This window comes from Zunongwangia profunda SM-A87, from assembly GCF_000023465.1.
Classification (GTDB): Bacteria; Bacteroidota; Bacteroidia; order Flavobacteriales; family Flavobacteriaceae; genus Zunongwangia; species Zunongwangia profunda.
Genome location: NC_014041.1, coordinates 1541029 through 1560849, shown reverse-complemented (window position 1 = coordinate 1560849; position 19821 = coordinate 1541029). Strand labels below are relative to the sequence as shown.

24 protein-coding genes and 1 pseudogene are annotated in these 19821 nt (G+C 32.1%); 13 read left to right on the top strand and 12 right to left on the bottom strand.

What is annotated here, in order from left to right:
- Nucleotides 1–291: 291 nt before the first annotated feature.
- From ZPR_RS06895 to ZPR_RS06855, 9 genes are all read left to right on the top strand, one after another.
- Complete coding sequence (locus ZPR_RS06895; RefSeq protein ID WP_041578750.1) at nucleotides 292–540, top strand: type II toxin-antitoxin system ParD family antitoxin; 249 nt, start codon at nucleotides 292–294, stop codon at nucleotides 538–540.
- Nucleotides 533–832 carry a type II toxin-antitoxin system RelE/ParE family toxin gene (locus ZPR_RS06890; protein ID WP_013070933.1) on the top strand — a complete coding sequence of 100 codons (300 nt, stop codon included), beginning with the start codon at nucleotides 533–535 and terminating at the stop codon, nucleotides 830–832. The genes ZPR_RS06895 and ZPR_RS06890 overlap by 8 nt, the downstream gene beginning before the upstream one ends.
- 1062 nt (nucleotides 833–1894) lie before the next feature.
- Entirely contained in the window at nucleotides 1895–2656 is a 762-nt protein-coding gene (locus ZPR_RS06880; RefSeq protein ID WP_013070931.1) for a DsbA family oxidoreductase, read from the top strand.
- 122 nt (nucleotides 2657–2778) lie between these two features.
- Nucleotides 2779–2964: a hypothetical protein gene (locus ZPR_RS06875; protein WP_148211674.1), complete on the top strand. Its 186-nt coding sequence runs from the start codon at nucleotides 2779–2781 to the stop codon at nucleotides 2962–2964.
- Between the two features lie 644 nt (nucleotides 2965–3608).
- Entirely contained in the window at nucleotides 3609–3944 is a 336-nt protein-coding gene (locus ZPR_RS06870; protein WP_049771428.1) for a nucleotidyltransferase family protein, read from the top strand.
- 92 nt (nucleotides 3945–4036) lie between these two features.
- The gene (locus ZPR_RS23675; protein ID WP_316928318.1) at nucleotides 4037–4246 is read left to right on the top strand and encodes a HepT-like ribonuclease domain-containing protein; all 210 of its coding nucleotides are present in this window, start codon (nucleotides 4037–4039) and stop codon (nucleotides 4244–4246) included.
- Nucleotides 4247–4617: 371 nt separating this feature from the next.
- Nucleotides 4618–5211, top strand: coding sequence for a HEAT repeat domain-containing protein (locus ZPR_RS06865; protein ID WP_013070928.1), 594 nt, complete (start codon nucleotides 4618–4620; stop codon nucleotides 5209–5211).
- Between the two features lie 396 nt (nucleotides 5212–5607).
- Entirely contained in the window at nucleotides 5608–6780 is a 1173-nt protein-coding gene (locus ZPR_RS06860; RefSeq protein ID WP_013070927.1) for an MFS transporter, read from the top strand.
- Between the two features lie 257 nt (nucleotides 6781–7037).
- Nucleotides 7038–7598, top strand: coding sequence for a DUF4256 domain-containing protein (locus ZPR_RS06855; RefSeq protein ID WP_013070926.1), 561 nt, complete (start codon nucleotides 7038–7040; stop codon nucleotides 7596–7598).
- 347 nt (nucleotides 7599–7945) lie between these two features.
- Here the strand turns inward: ZPR_RS06855 and ZPR_RS22460 are convergent, their stop codons facing one another.
- The 6 genes from ZPR_RS22460 to ZPR_RS06825 form a co-directional block, all read right to left on the bottom strand.
- A complete protein-coding gene (locus ZPR_RS22460) occupies nucleotides 7946–8173 on the bottom strand; it encodes a hypothetical protein (RefSeq protein WP_013070925.1) in 228 nt (75 codons plus the stop codon).
- A gap of 491 nt (nucleotides 8174–8664) precedes the next feature.
- Nucleotides 8665–9291, bottom strand: a complete 627-nt coding sequence (locus ZPR_RS06845) for a class IV adenylate cyclase (RefSeq protein ID WP_013070924.1) — start codon at nucleotides 9289–9291, stop codon at nucleotides 8665–8667.
- 460 nt (nucleotides 9292–9751) lie between these two features.
- On the bottom strand, nucleotides 9752–10687 hold the full coding sequence (locus tag ZPR_RS06840) for a hypothetical protein (protein WP_013070923.1): 936 nt from the start codon (nucleotides 10685–10687) through the stop codon (nucleotides 9752–9754).
- A 488-nt stretch (nucleotides 10688–11175) separates the two neighbouring features.
- Complete coding sequence (locus ZPR_RS06835) at nucleotides 11176–11688, bottom strand: DinB family protein (protein ID WP_013070920.1); 513 nt, start codon at nucleotides 11686–11688, stop codon at nucleotides 11176–11178.
- Nucleotides 11689–11858: 170 nt separating this feature from the next.
- Nucleotides 11859–12587 carry an SDR family NAD(P)-dependent oxidoreductase gene (locus tag ZPR_RS06830; protein ID WP_013070919.1) on the bottom strand — a complete coding sequence of 243 codons (729 nt, stop codon included), beginning with the start codon at nucleotides 12585–12587 and terminating at the stop codon, nucleotides 11859–11861.
- A gap of 77 nt (nucleotides 12588–12664) precedes the next feature.
- Entirely contained in the window at nucleotides 12665–13231 is a 567-nt protein-coding gene (locus ZPR_RS06825) for a Crp/Fnr family transcriptional regulator (RefSeq protein ID WP_013070918.1), read from the bottom strand.
- Between the two features lie 139 nt (nucleotides 13232–13370).
- Here ZPR_RS06825 and ZPR_RS06820 point away from each other — a divergent pair, with 139 nt between their 5' ends.
- Entirely contained in the window at nucleotides 13371–13631 is a 261-nt protein-coding gene (locus ZPR_RS06820; RefSeq protein WP_013070917.1) for a helix-turn-helix domain-containing protein, read from the top strand.
- Nucleotides 13632–13736: 105 nt separating this feature from the next.
- Here ZPR_RS06820 and ZPR_RS06815 read toward each other — a convergent pair whose 3' ends face one another.
- The 3 genes and pseudogenes from ZPR_RS06815 to ZPR_RS06810 all read right to left on the bottom strand — a co-directional run bounded on the left by ZPR_RS06815 (nucleotide 13737) and on the right by ZPR_RS06810 (nucleotide 15812).
- Nucleotides 13737–14666 (bottom strand): magnesium transporter CorA family protein, encoded by a 930-nt coding sequence (locus tag ZPR_RS06815; RefSeq protein ID WP_013070916.1) that lies wholly within the window; start codon nucleotides 14664–14666, stop codon nucleotides 13737–13739.
- 185 nt (nucleotides 14667–14851) lie between these two features.
- Nucleotides 14852–14980: pseudogene (locus tag ZPR_RS24095) on the bottom strand (IS30 family transposase); the annotation flags it as partial.
- Nucleotides 14981–15137: 157 nt separating this feature from the next.
- A complete protein-coding gene (locus tag ZPR_RS06810) occupies nucleotides 15138–15812 on the bottom strand; it encodes a hypothetical protein (protein ID WP_013070915.1) in 675 nt (224 codons plus the stop codon).
- A 138-nt stretch (nucleotides 15813–15950) separates the two neighbouring features.
- Between ZPR_RS06810 and ZPR_RS24015 the strand changes: the two genes are divergently transcribed.
- A complete protein-coding gene (locus ZPR_RS24015; protein WP_394329743.1) occupies nucleotides 15951–16046 on the top strand; it encodes a LuxR C-terminal-related transcriptional regulator in 96 nt (31 codons plus the stop codon).
- A 270-nt stretch (nucleotides 16047–16316) separates the two neighbouring features.
- On the opposite strand, the gene ZPR_RS06805 is transcribed toward ZPR_RS24015, so the two are convergent.
- Nucleotides 16317–17087, bottom strand: a complete 771-nt coding sequence (locus ZPR_RS06805; RefSeq protein ID WP_013070914.1) for a DUF2711 family protein — start codon at nucleotides 17085–17087, stop codon at nucleotides 16317–16319.
- A gap of 134 nt (nucleotides 17088–17221) precedes the next feature.
- Here ZPR_RS06805 and ZPR_RS22895 point away from each other — a divergent pair, with 134 nt between their 5' ends.
- Entirely contained in the window at nucleotides 17222–17380 is a 159-nt protein-coding gene (locus ZPR_RS22895; protein WP_013070913.1) for a response regulator transcription factor, read from the top strand.
- 105 nt (nucleotides 17381–17485) lie between these two features.
- Here ZPR_RS22895 and ZPR_RS06800 read toward each other — a convergent pair whose 3' ends face one another.
- Together ZPR_RS06800 and ZPR_RS06795 are read right to left on the bottom strand one after the other, a co-directional pair.
- Nucleotides 17486–18223, bottom strand: a complete 738-nt coding sequence (locus ZPR_RS06800; RefSeq protein WP_013070912.1) for an ATPase — start codon at nucleotides 18221–18223, stop codon at nucleotides 17486–17488.
- A gap of 18 nt (nucleotides 18224–18241) precedes the next feature.
- The gene (locus tag ZPR_RS06795; RefSeq protein ID WP_013070911.1) at nucleotides 18242–18544 is read right to left on the bottom strand and encodes a hypothetical protein; all 303 of its coding nucleotides are present in this window, start codon (nucleotides 18542–18544) and stop codon (nucleotides 18242–18244) included.
- Between the two features lie 630 nt (nucleotides 18545–19174).
- Here ZPR_RS06795 and ZPR_RS06790 point away from each other — a divergent pair.
- Entirely contained in the window at nucleotides 19175–19813 is a 639-nt protein-coding gene (locus ZPR_RS06790; RefSeq protein ID WP_148211673.1) for a hypothetical protein, read from the top strand.
- Nucleotides 19814–19821 lie beyond the last annotated feature (8 nt).

The following is a 19821-nucleotide window of genomic DNA, read 5'->3' as shown; positions in this document are numbered from 1 at the left end:
AAGCATTGACTTTGGGTTCATATTTCGGTAGAGTATTTTTAAATTTCATTGGTGCAGTTATGAGGTGGTGCTATGGGAGTATTTGGAGATCCCCACACAAGAAAAAGCCTGTTAATTTCTTAAGCTAACGACAAAATGACAATATAAAAGAGTAATGAGAATTGAGAAATTAAAAAAACATAACTATTAATAATCAATAACTAAATTTGACTTTAGTCAGAATTTGAGCGCAGATTTGTAAATTTGATTATTTTACCAAAATTTGGTATATTTGATTAAACTTAAAGCAAAATGAAAAACACATCAATTTCACTCGGAAATTACTTTGACCAGTTTGTACAAACCCAAGTTTCGGCTGGACGATACAAAAATGTTAGTGAAGTAATCAGAGCCGGACTTAGACTTTTGGAAAATGAGGAGAGTAAAGTAATTGCTTTGCGAAATGCAATTCAAGAAGGAATTGATAGCGGAATTGCTCATGATTTTGACCCGAAAAAAAATCTTGAGGAATTAAAAGCCAAACGCAGAAAGAATGGTTAAATACGAATTGACCAATAAAGCTGTAGCCGACTTAAACGAAATTTGGGAATATACACTCGAAAATTGGTCTGAAAATCAAGCTGACAGATATTACGATATGCTTCTGGGTATTTGCCAAGATATTGCTGACAATCCAGAGCTTGGAAAAAATTATGATGGAATTAAATCTGACCTTTTCGGACTAAAAGCAAATCAACACGTAATATTTTATCGCAAATCAGAAGTGAATCCAATCGAAATAACGAGAATTTTGCACGAACGAATGGATTTGAAAAAAAGAATAACTGAATAATAAAAACTGCACCCAATAACTAAGTCTTCGTGTGGTCGGTACGACCTAACATCAAGATCCTGTTGATTGGCAGTTATGTGGTCTTTATTTTTTGTTGAGTCTTTTAATAGTAGCCGTTAGGCTAGGGGAGATTTGAGAGTAATATAGGTTGAGTTTTTACGAGGAACCAATCTATAAAAGTTACTGAAATTTATATGCATGTTGCTATAAACGCTTTTTTAGAAATAAAAAGTAAGGTAGATTAGTGTTTTGACTAAAATGGAGATAATACAACTTGTTGTGTTATCCATATGTTGTGCTTAATTTGATGAAATATCTAAGTTTTAATTCGAGGAAATCATTAGAAAAGGAGAAGCTCATATTTGAAGAGCCTTTCTTACTTATAATTTTAGAACATTTTCAGTACTTTATTTTAATTATTGCTCCTATTATTTTCGGATTAGCCTTTTTCTATGTGCAATTGTATTTTCAAAATCCTGTTCTTTTTCCGTTTTCAATTGTGACTCTATTATTAAGTTTTTTGATTACCCTATTTATTTTTCTTCAAATTAAAAAGACCGCTACATTTAGGAAAATTAAGGGGAAGGGAAATAGAAAAGAGAACATGAATTTGATCGAAAGTATTTGTAATAGAAATGATTGGAAAATTTTACATACAGACAATCATTCACATGTTATCTTGATAGAGAATTTAACATTGGCTTATCATAACGGAAGAGAATTATTCATTCTTTGCAAGGATGATAAAGTCTATATAAAGTGTTTAACATATTCAATACACGATTTAAAAAGCCCTTTTCATTGGAATAGTCAAAGGAAAATAGAAAATATGTTTATTGAAAAAATTGTATAAACACTAAGCACAACATTATATAAAAAAAATGCTTAAACCTGTCTTGAATCGTAATTCCGTGCTCACTCGCCACGCCTGATTGTACTTCGGATAATCAAGCTCGCCTGTAAGCTTCCCCTAATTAGAACTGCCTGATTTAGAGATTTTAAGTTTCCTGAATAAAACGCTAACTAATCGAAATCTGCTTTATCACAAATTCAGCCACTTATATGCATTGTGGCAAAGTTGTTGTAAATTTCCCCCCCGGTAAAATAACTAGTGGAAAATTGAAACGATTTATGAAAGTAAGTATTTGGTCAGATGTTAGATGTCCTTTCTGTTATATCGGAAAGAAGAAATTTGAAGACGCTCTTGAAAAGTTTTCAAATAAACATGAAGTAGTAATCGTTTGGAAAAGCTTTCAGCTTGACCCTTCTTTAAAGACAGATACGCACACTTCTATGCTGGATTATTTTGTGAAGACTAAAGGTGTAAGTGAAGAGCAGGCCATGCAAATGTTCAGTGGAGCTACAAAAATGGCAGAGGAAACAGGTATTGCCATGAATATTCAGAAAGGAATCCTGGCGAATTCTTTCAATGCACACCGCCTTATCCAATTTGCTAAAACCAGGGGCTTAGGGAATGAGGTTAAAGAAGCTCTCTTTAAAATTCATTTTGAAGAAGGGAAGAATATTGATGATATTTCTATACTCTCAGAGGTTGCTGTATCTATAGGCCTGGATGCTGAAGAGGTTAAGCAGGTTTTAAAATCAGATGACTTTGCTTATGAAGTGAAACAGGACGAGATGGAAGCCCGTAATATTGGTGTAAGAGGAGTTCCATTTTTTGTATTTGATGATAAATATGCAATTTCCGGAGCCCAGCCAGTTGAAGCTTTCCTTCAGACCTTAGAAAAAGTCTGGGAAGAAAATAAATCTGAGCTTAAAATCTCAGAAGGGGATTCTTGTTCCAGCGAGGGAAACTGTGACTAAGAAACAAGTGACTTAAGCCATTATGCCTAGCTTTTCTTAGAATCCTTTAGATTAGTCATCGCTAAAAGAGAAATAAACGTACCGATACGTTTATACATATGTTAGGCTTTATTAAAAAAAATATGACTATACTGAAATTCTTATTTCATTATTATGGACTTGAAAATGGACCATTCCGAAAAATTACTGAATTTGGTTATGAAAAAGCTGAAGAAATCCAAAATCAAATCTCGAAAGGATGGAATAGTAAAGGACCAGAGAATTATATTAAATTAAGGGAAAATTTATCTAAAAGGGAGGTAAACTAAATAGAAATGACCCTTTCTATTTTACATTAGGAGAATGTGAGTGGGCGAAATCTTGGTACATAAATCCAGGTATTATAAAAATTCCTATAACTGTTTTTAAGCCTGAACATATAAGTTTTACTTATCCTGATAGTTATCATTTCAGTTATACGATGAGCCAAAACTTGAAACTTATAGAAAGGATTGTAACGGGCAAGTTTTTTTATTGAGTGAAATAAACAATCTGTTTAATAACTATGGACTGCCGACCGAGGAAAAATCACAAATTCAAGAAAGTTCAAAGTACGATAGATAATATATAGAAGTTCAAGTTTGGGATAGTGAAATAGTAAATGAATATAAAAACAAAGCCTAATAACTAAGTCTTCGTTCTAACATGAAGATCCTGCTGACTGGTGTTTTTGGAGAACGTTTTATTAGCATCCGTTAGGCTAGCGGAGTTTTGAGAGTAATACAGATGTAGTGCTTACGGCCAAACACCTCGAAAACCAATAATTGGCAAAAAAAGTCCCCTAACAGGCTATAAAAATAATGTTCAAAAAAAAACACTATTTTGATAGCTATCGTTGTGTAACAAGCCGGAACATAACGCAAACTTCGAAAGAACAATTTATTTCAAATTATAAATTGATTATATTAGCCTGATGAAAATTAAAGATAGCATAGAGGCAAAAATGATTGATTTTACTTCGTTGTGTAGACTGTACAATGTGAAAAATCTATATGCTTTTGGTTCTGCTACCACGGATGATTTTGATGAAAGCTCAAGCGATATTGATTTATTGATTGAACTAGAAGAAGATGATCCATTAGAAAGAGGAGAAAAACTTTTAGCTATCTGGGATAAATTAGAAGAATTCTTTCAAAGAAAAGTGGATTTATTAACCCAATCTTCACTTAGAAATCCAATTTTGAAGAAAAATATTGATGCTACAAAAGTTTTAATTTATGACGGAAAAAGGCAAGAAGTATCTCTCTGACATACTAATTGCAATTGATCTAATTGAAAACTTTATAGCCGAATACTCCAGATTTTAATTCTTATCAAAAAGATTTAAAAACACAAAGTGCAATAGAAAGACAATTAGCAATAATTGGAGAAGGATTAAACAAACTCAGACAAGTTGAATTAGACCTTTCTATTCAACATGATAAGAAAATAATAGGGTTTAGAAATCGATTAGTCCACGCATATGATAGTATTGACGAAGCTATTGTCTGGGTAATTGTAAAAAGACATTTGCTAGAATTAAAAAATGAAATTCAAAATTTAGTAGTATAATAAGCCGGCTAATTGCCAACAATCGCTTAATCGCAAATAAAGGACAGCTTGGAAAAAAGTATTGTTTAGTAGTTTGCTGATTTGAAAACCAAAGATTTTTTTAAGACCAAGCACCTCCAAAACCAAGCATTGGCAAAAAATCCTTTAAGCTGCCTTTAAAATCGGGCTACTTGAAATTATAATCCTCGCCAGAAGCTAATAGTTTCAATAAATAATACGCTATTAACAGAGCGTTTTTCAATCTGTAAAGCTTTCAGATAAAAATATTTTATAGGAAACCGCCATCAAAATAAATGGTTTTAATTAATTTTAGAAGTATGAACTTAAGGCCTCTTGCAAGTCCTTTATTGGTAGGTTAGGGATTTAAACCAATGAAAGAACTCCTTGAACATATTAAGACAATTGAACACGGTTTCAAACATATTATAGAAGCTGGAACCAGTATCCTAAACGATAAGAGCCAACCTCATTTGGAGCTAGCACAAGAATTTTTATCTGATGAAAGTTATCAGGTAAGAATGTTGGGAACTTATATGTTAGGAGAACTTTCAACTGATCATCCACAAGCCTTAAAAATCCTGAGAACAACAGTGGCGCAAGACCCGAATTGGAGGGTTCAGGAAATGCTGGCCAAAGCCTTTGATCATTATTGTTTTAGCATTGGTTATGAAAAAAGCCTATCCACCATTAAAGAGTGGTTATCACAACCCAACCCCAATACCAAAAGGGCAGTTATCGAAGGGCTAAGAATATGGACAGGAAGACCTTATTTTAAAGAAAATCCACAAGTTGCGATCACCCTGATAAGCGAATACCGGGAGAATGAAAATAAATATTTAAGAAATTCTATTGGAAATTCCTTACGGGATATTCGAAAAAAGCACCGAGAGGTCGTAGATCAGGAAATATCCCATTGGGTCAATGATCCCCGCTTTGAATATCTAAAGAAACTAATTCAAAAATAAGGTCGGCCCGATCGCAATCATTAGTAATAGAAAACCTAAGATGTGGGGCCGCATTAATAGATAATAATTAAAAAAATTGCTAAAATATCTTTTCTGGTAAACCTATATTAGGTGTAGATTGGCAGTACGATCTTTAAAAGATGGAAACAAATAAGTGATAAAAAAGGAGCTCTATTAATTAACTTTATTAGCCGTTACGATGATTAGTATTTTTTTAGCGAGTCTTTTAATAGTAGCCGTTAGGATAGTTGAGATTTAAGATAGATTTAGATTAAGTTTTTACGGCTGCACTAATCTTAAAACTACTGGAACTTATATAAACGCAGCTGCAAATACTTTTAAAACTACAAGAGGCTATATACAAAATGGTAGCCGTTGTACATAAAGATTACTAATATGAAGAAACGACTTTTACTCCTAGTAATTTATCTAGCGTTCATTAGTCTGGGATTACCAGATTCCCTACTTGGTTCGGGATGGCCTTCTATGTTCATCAGCTTTGATGTGCCAATACACTATGGGGGTATAATAGCGATGATAGTCGCTTCGGGAACCGTTATATCCAGTCTATTTAGTGCAAAGTTAATACAACGTTTCGGTGTGGCCAAAATAACTACTATTAGTGTTCTTATGACCGCTCTAGCTCTTCTGGGATTTGCACATTCAGAAAATTTTATTTTCATCTGTATTTTAGCTATTCCTTTAGGTTTGGGAGCTGGGTGTGTGGACGTTGCATTGAATAATTATGTTGCACTACACTATAGGGCGATCCACATGAACTGGCTACACTGTTTCTGGGGCGTTGGAGCAGCTATTGGCCCTATGCTAATGGCAAGATATTTGGCAATGGGGCAATCATGGAAAGAGGGCTACAACGCGGTAAGCTGGGTTCAAATGGGGCTGGTCTTCATATTACTATTGTCTATTCCCCTATGGGGTAAAAAAGCGAAAAATCAAGAAGCTTCCCGGGGGTCTCAATCTAAACTTTCTTTAATGAAATTAATTTCGCTTCCAGGAATAAAATCAGCCTTGTCGGTTTTCTTTTGCTATTGTACAATTGAAGCAACCTTTGGTCTATGGGGGGCGAGTTACCTTGTTTTAGTAAGGGATTTTAAAGCAGAACAAGCTGCGAAATTTGTAGCCATATATTATGCAGGAATAACAATTGGTAGATTTATTTCTGGTTTTGTTTCATTAAAATTAAATAATCAGGCATTGGTAAAATTAGGTCAGGGATTGATCGTATTAGGGATAGTAACCCTCATTTTGCCATTTCAAGCCAGCATTTTACCTGGCTTTTTTTTAGTAGGTTTTGGTTGTGCTCCTATATTTCCTAGCCTATTGCACAACACACCTCACAATTTTGGAAAAACCAATTCAGAATCAATAATGGGGCTGCAAATGGCTTTTGCCTATATAGGTATTACACTGATGCCATTTATTTATGGAAAATTAGCATCATATATTGGATTTTCATCTTTAATTTGGTTTTTGATTATAATTCTTTCCATAAAAATTTATATGAATATACGCTTGAATAAGAGGGTTTTAACTCAACAATATACCTAGTGAGTAATTCTTCGGTAAGCATTTTAATAGTAGCCTTTATGCTATTGGAGATTTGAGAGTAAGAAAGGTTTAGTATTTACAGGCATTCCTAATCCTTAAAAACTCTTGGAATTGATATATGTAGTTACAATTGCTTTTAAAATAATAAAAAATAAGGTAGATTAGTACTATAAGTGAAATGATTGTAGCATAACTTATTGTATTATATACATATGGGTAAGAGGTAGTAATTTTTGAACTAAATTTAAACGAATTAAATGTCTTTTAATAAAAATCTAACAGCACAAGAAATTGAATCCATATTGGAGATTTTAAAATCTCGTTTTGAGGTTCAAAAAAGATTTGAAGAATTGAATTGGGCTGATGTTGAAAAAAAACTGGAACAAAATTTAGATAAATTATGGTCTCTTAATGAAATGGAAAAGACAGGAGGGGAACCAAATTTATTAGATTTTAATATTAATAAAAAAGAATATATTTTTTGCGATTCTTCGAAAGAAAGTCCAGCACGAAGAAGAAGTCTTTGTTATGACCAGCAAGCCTTAGCAGCGAGAAAAAAATTTAAGCCTGCTGCTAGTGTTAAAGAAGTAGCTGCCGAAATGGGAATTGAATTAATGAATGAAGAGCATTATAGAAAATTACAAACCTTAAATGAATTTGATACAAAAACTTCAAGTTGGCTAGAAACGCCTAAACATATTAGAAAACTAGGAGGCGCTATTTTTGGAGATTTCCGTTATGGCCAAGTATTTATCTATCATAACGGCGCAGATTCCTATTACGCCGCAAGAGGATTTCGTGGAATAGTAAAAATTTAGAACCTAAACCCAGCTTATGATATTCATACGTTACCTAACGCAATTAACTTCACTAATAAAAAATCAAGAGAAGTGTTTTTCAATTTTTATAGTCTTTAGCGGGCTTTTCAGGTAAAATCATTTTATAGTAGACCACAATTGGTTTGCAGACTTTTAGTTAGATGTTTAGTACTAGATAGAAGGAAGAATGGCTAAATGAGTAGCCATAAAAACTTTTGAAACTATCAAAAAACCGTTTAGATTAGTACTTTAGCTAAAGTAACTATTACAATTAAGTGTCATAGGAATGATTCAACATATTGGTTTAGGGAAATGCAAAAATTGCGAAGCAGACTTAACTGGCTATTTCAGCTCACAAGTCCAGTTAAAAGACTGTCACTTTCAATTGGAATATATTCATCTTGCTCAATAGAATATTTTACAATCATATTTATATCAAAAGTCCAATTGTCTTCCAATTTTACTTGTTTTATTTCTGAGTTGTTTTTTCTGTTATAATCTTTAGTTATTGAAATTTGGTTTGCATTTTTCTCAGAATCAGATGCCGAAATTATTTGAACAATTCCGATTACCATTATAAAAATAGAAACAAATTTAAATTTTGGTTTAAATATTTTCTTTCCTTTTAAGATAAATCCAATAATCAGGTAAAGAAAATAAATAACAATTATTCCGTTGATTATAGATCAAATTAAATGTATCATAGTTTTCGTTTTCAGCTTGTTTACAACGATAGCTATAATAATAGTGTTTTTTTTAGATATAGCCTGAAAAGGGATCTTTTTTTCCAATGCTTGGTCTTAAAAAAAATCTTTGGTTTTCAAATCAGCAAACCACTAAACAACACTTTTTTCCAAGTTGCCCCCAGGCTATTTGTTTTATGTCCTGGATAAGGTAAGTAGTCTGGGGAACTAAAAAGTATAAAACCATTCTTTTAAAGATAGGTACAAAAAAGCAATAAAATATGCTATCGAATCGGGCTTGTTTGATGATTAGGGGGTAAGTGTTGGGTGGTTTGGCAAGTAATTTTGTAAATACACAATAAACTGAACTTTAAAGAACTGGACTAGGGTTTTTCATAGGATGCATTGTTGTACACTGGCTTTGTTTTCTCCAAAATTAAATCGCTGTATGAAACTGATATTAAATCTGATTCCGATAGTTTAAATAACTCCATATAAAATTCGCATTGATTTAATAAATCTTCTTTACTCTTATTTTTATTAACATCAGTTGCTTCAATTTCTATAAATGTTCCTAAATCCTTTACAGTGTCAAGTTGAAATTTTACATTATCTATGAAATATATTTCTCTTTTTTTATCTACGATTGTTAGAATTCCATTTGATATAGTTAATAACTGTTTTAGAGAAGAATTCGGTTCTGAACAGTAAATTATATAATCCGATTTTTTTGGACCTTTTTTGTTTTGTCTTTTGTAGAAAATGAGTTTGTTTTCAATATTTCCTTCTCTTAATTTTAATCTACCTTCATTTGTTTTAAAGTATGTGTCAATTTGATGGTCAATACCTTTAAAATCCGCACTTTTAGATTGTAATATTTTTCTTATTTCTGAATTGTTATTTGACTTAGCTTTTATTTCTATATTCAAATTACCCATTTTGTTTTCGGTTTTTTTTAGCTTGTTGCCAACGTACGTGGAGGCTGTATAAAAAGGGTCAAAAATCGTCATTCTGAATTAAATTCAGAATCTCATCCTGCTAATGATCAATTTAGTAGGAGAACCTGAAACACGTTCAGGTTGACGAAAATCATCTTTTTAGACAGCCTCATCTATTTTATAAAATACTAATCTAACTATTTTTGATGATCTTAAAAAATATCGAGCTTGCTCCGCGGTAAAAAGAAGTATTAAAGCTGTTGGGAGAGGGACTGACTTCTAACCAAATTTCAGAACAGCTTTTTAGTTTAGTTAGTAGATTTGGACGTACATCGTAAAATACTTTTAAAAATGGGTGAAAAAACCACACGGGGCGGTAAAATATGCTATCGAATCGGGTTTGTTTGATGATTAGGGGGTAAGTGTTGGGCGGTTTTGCAATTAATTTTGTAAATACACAATAAACTGAACTTTAAAGAACTGGACTAGGGTTTTTCATAGGAGCATTGTTGTACACTGGCTTTTTTGTCTCTTATTCTAAATTTTTTCCTAATAAGCCTAAAAGTCCAACTGATAAGGCATACACAAAATAAGCATCCTCTTTACTTGGAATAGGCAGAACCTCATAATTGTTACCATCTGTGTCTTTGTCGTGAATGAACTTTGAGGTAAATTCAAAAAATTGCCAAATCCCATCGTAAAGATTTTGAATTCCTTTTTCGCTGTGTTGCAATTCAGTCATTTTTTTATTCAGTTCCTCACGAAACTCTTTGTGTCCTTTTTTCTTATCTCCAATTTTAATGTTCTCAAAAAACTTTCTCGCAAAGAGCATCGTTTTCTGCCAATCTCCAGAACGAATACTTAATTCCATATCTGTCACATTTTTCCTTAACAGCTCAAATAATTTGTTCCAAAAATCTGGTACTTCGCTATTCGGAACCTTTAGCTCAACAAGCATAAATTTTCCAATTCCCAATTTTTCTGAAAATTTATTTATCCATTCGCTTTGTTCGATGCTTACATTGGAATATTCTCTTGCGATTTTGATTTTGATAAAATCTTCAAACCTGTTGTCTGAAATGTCTTTTGTCAAGCTCATACTTTTAATTACCAAATCAAGAGAAAAATTAATTGACTTATCGGAAGTTTTGTCTCTCTGGTTTTCGATGCTTTCTATAGCGATTTGTGTCAGTTGAGCACTTAATTGGACAAATCTGCGATGCGGTCTGTTTTCTTTTCTGGATTGTTCTTTTTCATCCTTTGATAAAAGTCGCAACCCATAATCATAATCGGAATTGATTTGGTGTTCACTTATCAATGCAAGCACTCGATTATTACTTCCAATTAATTTACCAGTAACGGAAATAGGAATTTCGAGAGAGTAATCAAATTCAAGGTCGATTGAACATATTAAAGTTGGATTGATTGATAAGTCGTCAACTTTGATTTTAGGATTATTTACTCTCATTAATTACGTTGTGTTTTTTAGCTTGTGGGTAACGTACGTATAACACAACCAAAGTTGTGTTATATCTATTTTATAAAATACTAATCTAACTATTTTTGATGATCTTTAAAAACATCGAGCTTGCTCCGCGGTAAAAAGAAGTATTAAAGCTGTTGGGAGCGGAGCTGAGTTCCAAAGAAATTTCAGAACAGTTTTTTAGTTCAGTTGGTAGATTGGATGTATATCGTAAAATACTTTTAAAAACGGGTGAAAAGTTGGACAGGGATGCTCGGCTTATATTTAAAGATTACAAAGACCTTAAATCAGGAATATAAGTCCATTCTAAAGAGACTTTATCTATCTGATTTATAGATTGTATAAGACAAAAAAACCGCTTAAAAGCGGTTTAAATAAGTGAGATTTTCTAAGAATTAGAGGCTTGTGCCACGACTACCGGTGTTGTGTAACGTACTTTCTCAGATGTTAATTTCAATCCCGATTTTTTTTCATTATTTCCACCAACCATTTCGCTTTCTAATATACATTATTTGTCCTGTATGATATGCTGTATGGGCAGTCATATTCGCAATTTCAACATTCCACTCACTTATTTGTTCGTCAGTTGCGTTTTCAGTCAGTTTTTCCCATTCAGTTTGAATACTATCTAATTTTCTTGTCGCATTTTCCCAATCTTGTCCGTTGTTCTTTTTGAAGGTTTCTTTATTGTCGCCTTTAAATTCTGCAACTTTTTCTCCTTTAAAAGCTTTCAGATTCATTTCATTCCAGAAAATTAAATGAGAAACTAATTCTCCAATCGAGTGATTTTCCGTGCTGTCTTTCCAATTCGATTGTTCAAGAGTAATTCCTTCGATTGCTTTTTTTGTCGGCACAAACCACTCCTTATTTGTGTGGGTGTTTTTCAATTGTTCAACGAGTAATGATTTTACATTCGGTTTATTATTTTTCTCTGAACAACCTAAAATTATGAGTCCTAAACAGACTATTGTAAATATTCCTTTCATTGGTTTTTGGGTATGTTGCACAACGGTTAGTATATGAAAAGTAGCAGATTTATAGCCACTAATTTTCAGTGTAAAACAAAGATAGCAGAAAAGGAATAAACTAAGTGTTTACCTCTTTTCTGCTATTTTTTATATACATTGTTAGCGGTTCGTTATTATTCTTTTTTTTATTACCAGTCAATTTCCTCCGTTTTAGGATTTGTTTCTTCACTAAAGAATTTTCCTGTTGGCCCATTTTGGTCAATTGTAGCATACTTTACAACTCTTCTAGCTGCTGTTTCCGCTTCTCCGCCATTTCCAAACGTGAAATCTGTAGCAGTTAATCCTGGACAAACAGCATTTACTTTAAAATTTGTATCACGAAGTTCGTAAGCTAAATGAATCGTGTACATATTTAAAGCGGCTTTAGAAGCTGCATAAACGGCATATTTAGCATAGTTGTAAGCTGGCCAGTTTGGGTCACTTTGTAAGGCAAGAGAACCGACACTTGTACTTAAATTTACAATTCGAGGTTCTTCGGATTTTTTAAGTAAATCGATAAATGCTTGGGTAACCCTTGATGTTCCTATTACATTGACATTAAATGCCGCTTGAAATTCTGCTGGTGTGGCTTCTAAAGCGGTGTATGGATCATTTCCTCCATTGATACCCGCATTGTTTATTAAGATATCTAAAACATCAATTTTTTCACTAGCTGTTTTAACTGAATTGTCATCTGTTACGTCAATTTGAATGCACTCAACATTGGCTAAACCTTCTGCTTTCAATTTATCAACAGCGGAAGCACCATTTTGGATACTTCTGCTACCGAGATAAACGTAATACCCTTTTTGCAATAATAATTTAGCTGTGGCAAAGCCAATTCCTTTGTTGGCTCCTGTGATTAATACTTTCTTCATTTTATTTCTTTTTTAATGATGATGCAAAGTTCTATCGATTAAAAAAGAGTTGTTTTACCAAATGGTAAAAAGCAATTTTAGCTGATGTTTTTTCTGATTCTACTTAAAGATTGTTGCGTTACACCTAAGTAAGATGCTATATAGGTTAAAGGAATGCGATTAACTAATGAGGGATAGTTTTCTATAAACTCCAAATAACGTGTTGTAGCATCTTGAGAAATTACTGGATTTTTTCTAGATTTTTGATACATACAAATTTGAACCATCTTACTTTTAATAGCGTCCCATCCCACAATAATGTTTGAAAGTTCTTCCCAAGCTTGCCTTGAAAAAACAATAAGCTTACAATCGGTACAAGCCTGTAGGTAATCGGAAGAAATGGCGTTAGCTTCAAAATTCACATAATCACACATTATACTTTTTTCTTGAATAAAACAACGTGTTATTTCTTCTCCTTTATTATTATAATAACAACCTCTAAAAATACCCTCTACTACGAATGCAACTTGTTTTGGTGTTTTACCTGCTTCTGAAAAATACTCATCTTTTCTGAGTTCTAATTCAGTTACTTTTTTTTCAATCAGTTTAATTTGTTGCGAATTCAAAATTCCAAATTGTAAAATATATTCTATCAGTTTTTTCATTATTGCAAGTTGGGGAAATTTGAGTTTGCTTAATTTATCATTTGGTTAAAAGTCTCGGTTTTAATGACCGCTAACGTACGTATAACACCACAAGTTGTGTTATATCTATTTTATAAAATACGAATCTAACTATTTTTTTATGATCTTAAAAAGCATCGAGCTTGCTCCGCGGGAAAAAGAAGTATTAAAGCTGTTGGGAGCGGAGCTGACTTCTAAAGAGATTTCAGGACAGTTTTTTAGTTCAGTTAGTAGATTGGACGTACATCGTAAAATACTTTTAAAAACGGGTGAAAAGTGGGGTAGTGATGCTCAGCTTGTATTTAAAGATTACAAAGCCTTAAATCAGGAATATAAGTCCATTCTAAAGAGACTTTATCTATCTGATTTAGAGATTGTATAAGACAAAAAAACCGCTTAAAAGCGGTTTAAATGAATGTGTTTTTAACTAGTTAAAGGGGTGTGCAACGACTACCGATGTTAGCCACTGGGCTTTGTTTATTAGTCATTAAAGCCATTGTCTTCTTCGAAATAAAATTACTCCCAAGATCGATAAAATCAACGAACCTAAAATTATTGAAGGCATTGCCCATAATGAATCTTCCATAAAATTTGGAACGTTCATCCCAAACATACTTGCTATCAAAGTCGGTATCATTAATATAATCGAAATAAGTGTCAATTGCTTCATTACAACATTCAAATTGTTAGATATTACCGAAGCAAAAGCATCCATCATTCCACTTTGAATGTCCGAATAAATCTGTGCCATTTCACGTGCTTGTTTATTTTCAATGAATGCGTCTTCCAACAAGTCTTCGTTGATTTGGGTGGTTATCTTTTTTGAATTACGAAGTTTTGCCAAAACAATTTCATTTGCTTTAATTGAAGTAATAAAATAAACCAAACACTTTTCCATTTTCAATAATTTATTCAATTCCTTGTTTTTAATTGATTTTTCAAGGTCTTGTTCAATCATTGAAGTCATTTGATTTATTTGTTTTAAGAAACGCAGATATAAATTTCCCGAACGAAGAAATAGTCGAAGTATAAAATTAATACTGTCGGTAATTTCTTTGTATTGGTCTCGAAATGGAGACGGTTGTATGATTGGCAACACTTCATTGTCTTGCAAACACAAAGTTAGAGTGAAGCTTCTTGTTATAAAAATACCTAATGGAATGGTATGAAATGGAACTCCATTGTTTCTAACTTCGACTGGAATGCGTAGAATTATCAAAGTCCAGTCATCATCAAATTCAATACGTGGTCGTTCGTCTTGGTCTAAAATGTCATTTATCAGGTCAGTTGGCAATCCATAATCAATTCTAAGTTGATTAATTTCGCCTGATGTAGGATTTGTTACATTAATCCAACAACTTTTTTGTGGTTCGTTGATTTCAACATAGCCACCGAATGTTTTGAAAATTTTAATCATGATGATGTCTCCTTACATTTTTATTCTGCAAGGAAACACGAAGCCCTTACAGAATTGTTAATACTTTAATTTACTAGGATACGGGCCTTCGTCCATTGTCATTTTTTTAATTTTTCGATTGCAAAAGTAATTTTATTTTTGAATAGACTGTCGTTCTTTGCAGGATTTTTTTTCAGCCTTGTGGCTTTGAGTAGTCCTTTATAGAAATAGATTTTAAGTCTGAAAAAGGTATTTGTTTTATCCTTGTTTAGATAATCATCTTTGGCATTCCAATCCGCTAGTTAAGCATCGTATTTATCGCCGGGTTCAATGATCTATTTTTTGATCTCACGGAGTAGTTGCGTGGGTTAACACTTAACTTTGCAAGCCTGCCTGCCGGTAGGCAGGTACACACTGAATTGAAAATCCGTGAGGATTTTCAGAAGTAGGCTAGAACAAGCAATTACTTATAATCATTATTGCCAGTAGTATTTATTTTAGTGTTAATAATTTATTCAGTTCCTTTTTTATTCCGTTTTCTTGGTATTGGACAATCTTAATTTTGGAATTCTTAATTTCAATTTTATCAACAATATCATAGATTTGACCGCTTCCACGATTCCAGTCTTTTGGTAAATTTACTTTTTCCTTTTTCTGACTGTCTGTTTCGATAATTTTTAGATTTAAAGAATTATCATTGTTTTGCTCAACTGCAATATATAAATTCGGATTGTCTGTTTTGTAATCTGCATATTTTATCTCGGGATAATATTCGATTGGCATTACGATTGGTTTTTTCGATTCTGTATTAAAAATCAATACATATCTACAATTTGTTCCGCAACCATTTAATAAAGCAAAACTCTTTTCAGTAATCCACTCAATTTGATTAGTGAATGGAATTCCGAGCATTTCGTATTCATCAGTTTTTAAGTCAATTTTATGTTTTTTGGTTTTGTTTCCAAATTCAGCTGTCAAATTTTGCCAATCATTTTTAGGTTTTGAGTAGATTTTCAAGAATTTGCCATTTGCAATTGTATCAATCCAAAAAATCGTTTCATTTTTCTCGGTAAGTTTAGTATCCGTCTTAGCTAAATTGAGGTTTTTCTCTTTTTGATTACAACCAAAAAAAGTCAGAATTATTAATATTAACGGAATTTTTTTCATAGTACTGGCAACGTACGTATAACAGAACAAAAGTTGTGCTATATCTATTTTATAAAATACTAATCTAACTATTTTTGATGATCTTAAAAAACATCGAGCTTGCTCCGCGGTAAAAAGAAGTATTAAAGTTGTTGGGAGCTGAGTTCCAAAGAAATTTCAGAACAGTTTTTTAGTTCAGTCAACACAATTGAAGCACACCGTAAAAACATCCTTTTAAAAATCGGTGAAAAGTAGGTCAGGGATGCTTGGCTTGTATTTTAGACTAAAAACAACCCCGCTAGTAGCATTTAAAGCGTTGCTAACCTATGTGAACTTCCCAAGTGTATCAAGGGTATAAAACTAGAAAACCGCTTAAAAGCGGTTTAGATAAATAGGTTTTTATAGAAATCACGGACTTGTGCAACGGTTACCGGTGTTAACACGTTTTTATTCCATAGTTCTTTTCCACCAAGGTTTTCTTTCGGCTGTTATATTTGAATTCAGAATATTATTTATTTCTCTTTTTTACCAATCCCACAAATGAGTGGTTTTTTCATCTGCAATGAATCCTTCAAAGTGGTTTTCTATATATTCAATTTTGTTTTTATCAACTGCCACTAAACAGAAATAACTATCCCATTCGATTGTGAATAGAATTTCTCGGTCAGATGAGTAAATATAATAGTCTTTATAATCTATTTTGTCAATAAATTCATATTCCGAAAGCTTTGTCAAATCAAGTTCAACTGTGTTCTCAAAGAATTCGTCTACTATTATGATTATATCTTTATTGAAGTTCTTAAACGCTTGGTAAATCTTTTTTTTTGTAAACAAATCGAATCCGCCTTCTGATGGGTGCCAAATTTTCTCTAAATCTGTATAATGATTTAAGGTTTTTAGTAAATCTTGTCGTTCAAGTTTCTTTTTATAGGCTCCAATAGATGTTTTTAAGGCTCTATTCAATTCTATGCTATCGGATAACTCTGTATTGGAAACGATTTCTTTCCATTTGATTAGAACTCCATTTTCATAAATCTCTTTTTCTTTCGGATAATCTTTGTTTGAAGTGAAAATTTCTACGTTCTCAAGTTTAAGCGATTTTAATTCTTTCATTTCCGCTTTTGCTTGCTCCACAGTTATTTTTTCAGATGCTTTAAAAGATTTCGATTTAGTTTCATTTTCTATTCGGAAAAATGGCAAGGATGCTACATAAACTGAATCGTAAAATTCCGAGAAGTGTTCCTTCAATGGAGTCTCTTCCTCTGGATATATTTTATTTTCTGTGAATATGCTCATTTCTAATGCACGTCTACGTACTTATAACACAACAATTTATGTTATATCTATTTTATAAAATACTAATCTAACTATTTTTGATGATCTTAAAAAACATCGAGCTTGCTCCGCGGTAAAAAGAAGTATAAAAGCTGTTGGGAGAGGGGCTAACTTCTAAGGAAATTTCAGAACAGTTTTTTAGTTCAGTCAATACGGTAGAAACACACCGTAAAAACATCCTTTTAAAAACGGTTGAAAAAACCACAACGGGAGCGGTAAAATATGCTATCGAATCGGGCTTGTTTGGTGATTAGGAACTCAATTTAGCCAAGGATAGATATGTCTAAGATTACAAAACGAGTTTATAAGATTAATTACGTGAGTAGAACCCTGATTTTATACGACTTGTCTGCTGTTTTTTAATTGATACCTAAACAATATTTATCAACCCATTTTGGAATTCTTTCACTCCTATATGTTACAGTTTTAGCTTTGTGAATATCAAGAATTAATCTAGATTTACTCTCGCTATTATCAAAGATAAATGTTCTATAGGTAGATTTTATTGCTTCTTGTAGCATCTCTAAACTTCTGTAATATCTTTCCTCTATTTTTATCGGAGGAACTGGATGACCTCCATTTAGTACTCTTTCTTCTACTCGTGATTTATTAATTTTTACGTTTTCAGTTGATATAAAATACAGGTAATTCTTATAATCATTTTCTCTCGAGAATTTAAGAGTTTCTATTTTGGATGGATGAGACATTACCGTTTCAAAAGATAGTTTTTGTCCTGATTTAATTAATTCTTGTCGTAGAAAGTCAGTTAAAATTGATGCTTCGTAAGAATGAGTTTGTGAATTTGGATTTATGATCAACCCATTTTTGAAAGTCAAATCTATCTTATATCCATCATTTTTTGCTTTTTTAAAAAGCGAATGGGAAGAAATAAAGTCATTAAATTTGTTTCCAATGTTTACTGAAAGATTGTAATCAGAAATAGCAATTGAATTTTTCTTCTTTAGTTTTTTTTCAATTTCATCTGCGTTTAAATAAATGCCCAAATCGAAATCGTACTGTTCCTTAATTTCATTGAATACAGTGCTTTTTCCAGAACCATTGGGTCCAGCAAACATTCTTAATCTTTTATTTTGCATTTATTTTATTCCAAATTTTTAAAGAGAAGTAGTTTTTCCAACAACAACCTGTCTTTCTTCTTCTAATTTAGAAATGACTTGGTTAGGTTTACCAGGTCTTTTTCGGATAAGTTTTCCGTTTTGAACAATAATTATTTCGTGAGCAACTTTTTTTGCTCTTTCAAATCCTTTTTTTGTGCCTTGTGCTGCAATCCATTCCAATAAGGATAAGTCATTTCTATCCTCAATAACTCTAAACTCAGCTACTGCTTTTTCAGATTCAGATTTATCCTTTCCTGATAAATACTTTTTATTGATATTTTCTAATCTAACTTTTTCCATTACTTATGTAACTACACAGTTTCTAATAAATATACAAATAATAAACCAAAATACCAAATTATCTACAACTAACGGATAACCCAATAAATTATATAATATCCTTTTTGTAAAGTACTATTCTAACGGATTTTTTATAATTATTAAAAATTATAAAGATTTATCCGTGGGAAAAAGAAGTATTAAAGCTGTTGGGAGCGGAGCTCACTTCTAAAGAGATTTCAGGAACAGCTTTTTAGTTCAGTCAACACGGTAGAAACACACCGTAAAAACATTCTTTTAAAAACCGGCGCAAAAACCATAACGGGAGCGGTGGAGTAGTTATTGAATCGGGTTTGTTTGGTGATTAGGGGGTATTAAAAGTAGAGTAAAATTATGAGTTAATTTTACCGCCACATCAAGTGCTAAAACTCTTGTGTTTTGCGATTGTATTTTATGTTAAATGAAAATCACAAGATTTGGTGGTTCACCAAATATACCCTAGTTCTTAGATTAATAAGTCATCCAGGTGTTTGTTTTGTAGTGTCTTATGTGTGTTTTTTTATTTTAGGAATATTTTTTTTAAAAAATTTGGAATATTTTTTATTAATTATTGGAAAAATGAAATATATTTGTTCTGTAAAATATAATATAATGGATAGAAAAATTCGCTCTCTACAGGATTCTAAAGAAATTATTGAACCGTTCCATTCAGAATTAGTTCAATGTATAGAAAAAGGATTCAATGATTTTATAAAAGTAAATGAGTTCGTTAGTAGCGAAATTACTTCATTCGTTGATTTTAAACCAAGAACAAAAGCTTGTATAATTCACGATATGATTAGAGCAAACACACTTGAATTATTTTCGGAACGTGATAATCTTCAAGTTGGTGAATTCAATAAGGTTTTCGGAATAAATGTCAATGATGAATTATTTGTCCGATTTAAGAAGATGAATAAAAATTTTGCTGTTTCTTCTTATTTAACTCCTCAACATAAAAAATATTTAGGACAGCAGAGAATTATTGGATTCCTAGATGAACCAACTTTTCTATTTGCTGGATACATTCCCGATCAAGCTTGGACAAGTCTCAGTGGTATTTATCTAGCTTGCTGGAATGGTGATGTTTTGGAATGGTATGATGAAGCGGGAAAATATTCTTATGAACAGTTTTCTATTGATTTTGATCCAAGTAGAAATGATGCGCATAAAATAATAGAAAAAAGAGTTCGTTTAAAGAAAGGACTCGGTAAAAATAAAGACAAAGAAACAGGAACAGATAATAACTAAAATATAGT

Coding starts and splice junctions, on each gene's coding strand:
- ZPR_RS06895 (WP_041578750.1), top strand. CDS start 292: ATGAAAAACACATCAATTTCACTCGGAAATTACTTTGACCAGTTTGTA.
- ZPR_RS06890 (WP_013070933.1), top strand. CDS start 533: ATGGTTAAATACGAATTGACCAATAAAGCTGTAGCCGACTTAAACGAA.
- ZPR_RS06880 (WP_013070931.1), top strand. CDS start 1,895: ATGCATTGTGGCAAAGTTGTTGTAAATTTCCCCCCCGGTAAAATAACT.
- ZPR_RS06875 (WP_148211674.1), top strand. CDS start 2,779: ATGACTATACTGAAATTCTTATTTCATTATTATGGACTTGAAAATGGA.
- ZPR_RS06870 (WP_049771428.1), top strand. CDS start 3,609: ATGAAAATTAAAGATAGCATAGAGGCAAAAATGATTGATTTTACTTCG.
- ZPR_RS06865 (WP_013070928.1), top strand. CDS start 4,618: ATGAAAGAACTCCTTGAACATATTAAGACAATTGAACACGGTTTCAAA.
- ZPR_RS06860 (WP_013070927.1), top strand. CDS start 5,608: ATGAAGAAACGACTTTTACTCCTAGTAATTTATCTAGCGTTCATTAGT.
- ZPR_RS06855 (WP_013070926.1), top strand. CDS start 7,038: ATGTCTTTTAATAAAAATCTAACAGCACAAGAAATTGAATCCATATTG.
- ZPR_RS22460 (WP_013070925.1), bottom strand. CDS start 8,173: ATGGTAATCGGAATTGTTCAAATAATTTCGGCATCTGATTCTGAGAAA.
- ZPR_RS06845 (WP_013070924.1), bottom strand. CDS start 9,291: ATGACGATTTTTGACCCTTTTTATACAGCCTCCACGTACGTTGGCAAC.
- ZPR_RS06840 (WP_013070923.1), bottom strand. CDS start 10,687: ATGAGAGTAAATAATCCTAAAATCAAAGTTGACGACTTATCAATCAAT.
- ZPR_RS06835 (WP_013070920.1), bottom strand. CDS start 11,688: ATGAAAGGAATATTTACAATAGTCTGTTTAGGACTCATAATTTTAGGT.
- ZPR_RS06830 (WP_013070919.1), bottom strand. CDS start 12,587: ATGAAGAAAGTATTAATCACAGGAGCCAACAAAGGAATTGGCTTTGCC.
- ZPR_RS06825 (WP_013070918.1), bottom strand. CDS start 13,231: ATGAAAAAACTGATAGAATATATTTTACAATTTGGAATTTTGAATTCG.
- ZPR_RS06820 (WP_013070917.1), top strand. CDS start 13,371: ATGATCTTAAAAAGCATCGAGCTTGCTCCGCGGGAAAAAGAAGTATTA.
- ZPR_RS06815 (WP_013070916.1), bottom strand. CDS start 14,666: ATGATTAAAATTTTCAAAACATTCGGTGGCTATGTTGAAATCAACGAA.
- ZPR_RS06810 (WP_013070915.1), bottom strand. CDS start 15,812: ATGAAAAAAATTCCGTTAATATTAATAATTCTGACTTTTTTTGGTTGT.
- ZPR_RS06805 (WP_013070914.1), bottom strand. CDS start 17,087: ATGAGCATATTCACAGAAAATAAAATATATCCAGAGGAAGAGACTCCA.
- ZPR_RS06800 (WP_013070912.1), bottom strand. CDS start 18,223: ATGCAAAATAAAAGATTAAGAATGTTTGCTGGACCCAATGGTTCTGGA.
- ZPR_RS06795 (WP_013070911.1), bottom strand. CDS start 18,544: ATGGAAAAAGTTAGATTAGAAAATATCAATAAAAAGTATTTATCAGGA.
- ZPR_RS06790 (WP_148211673.1), top strand. CDS start 19,175: ATGGATAGAAAAATTCGCTCTCTACAGGATTCTAAAGAAATTATTGAA.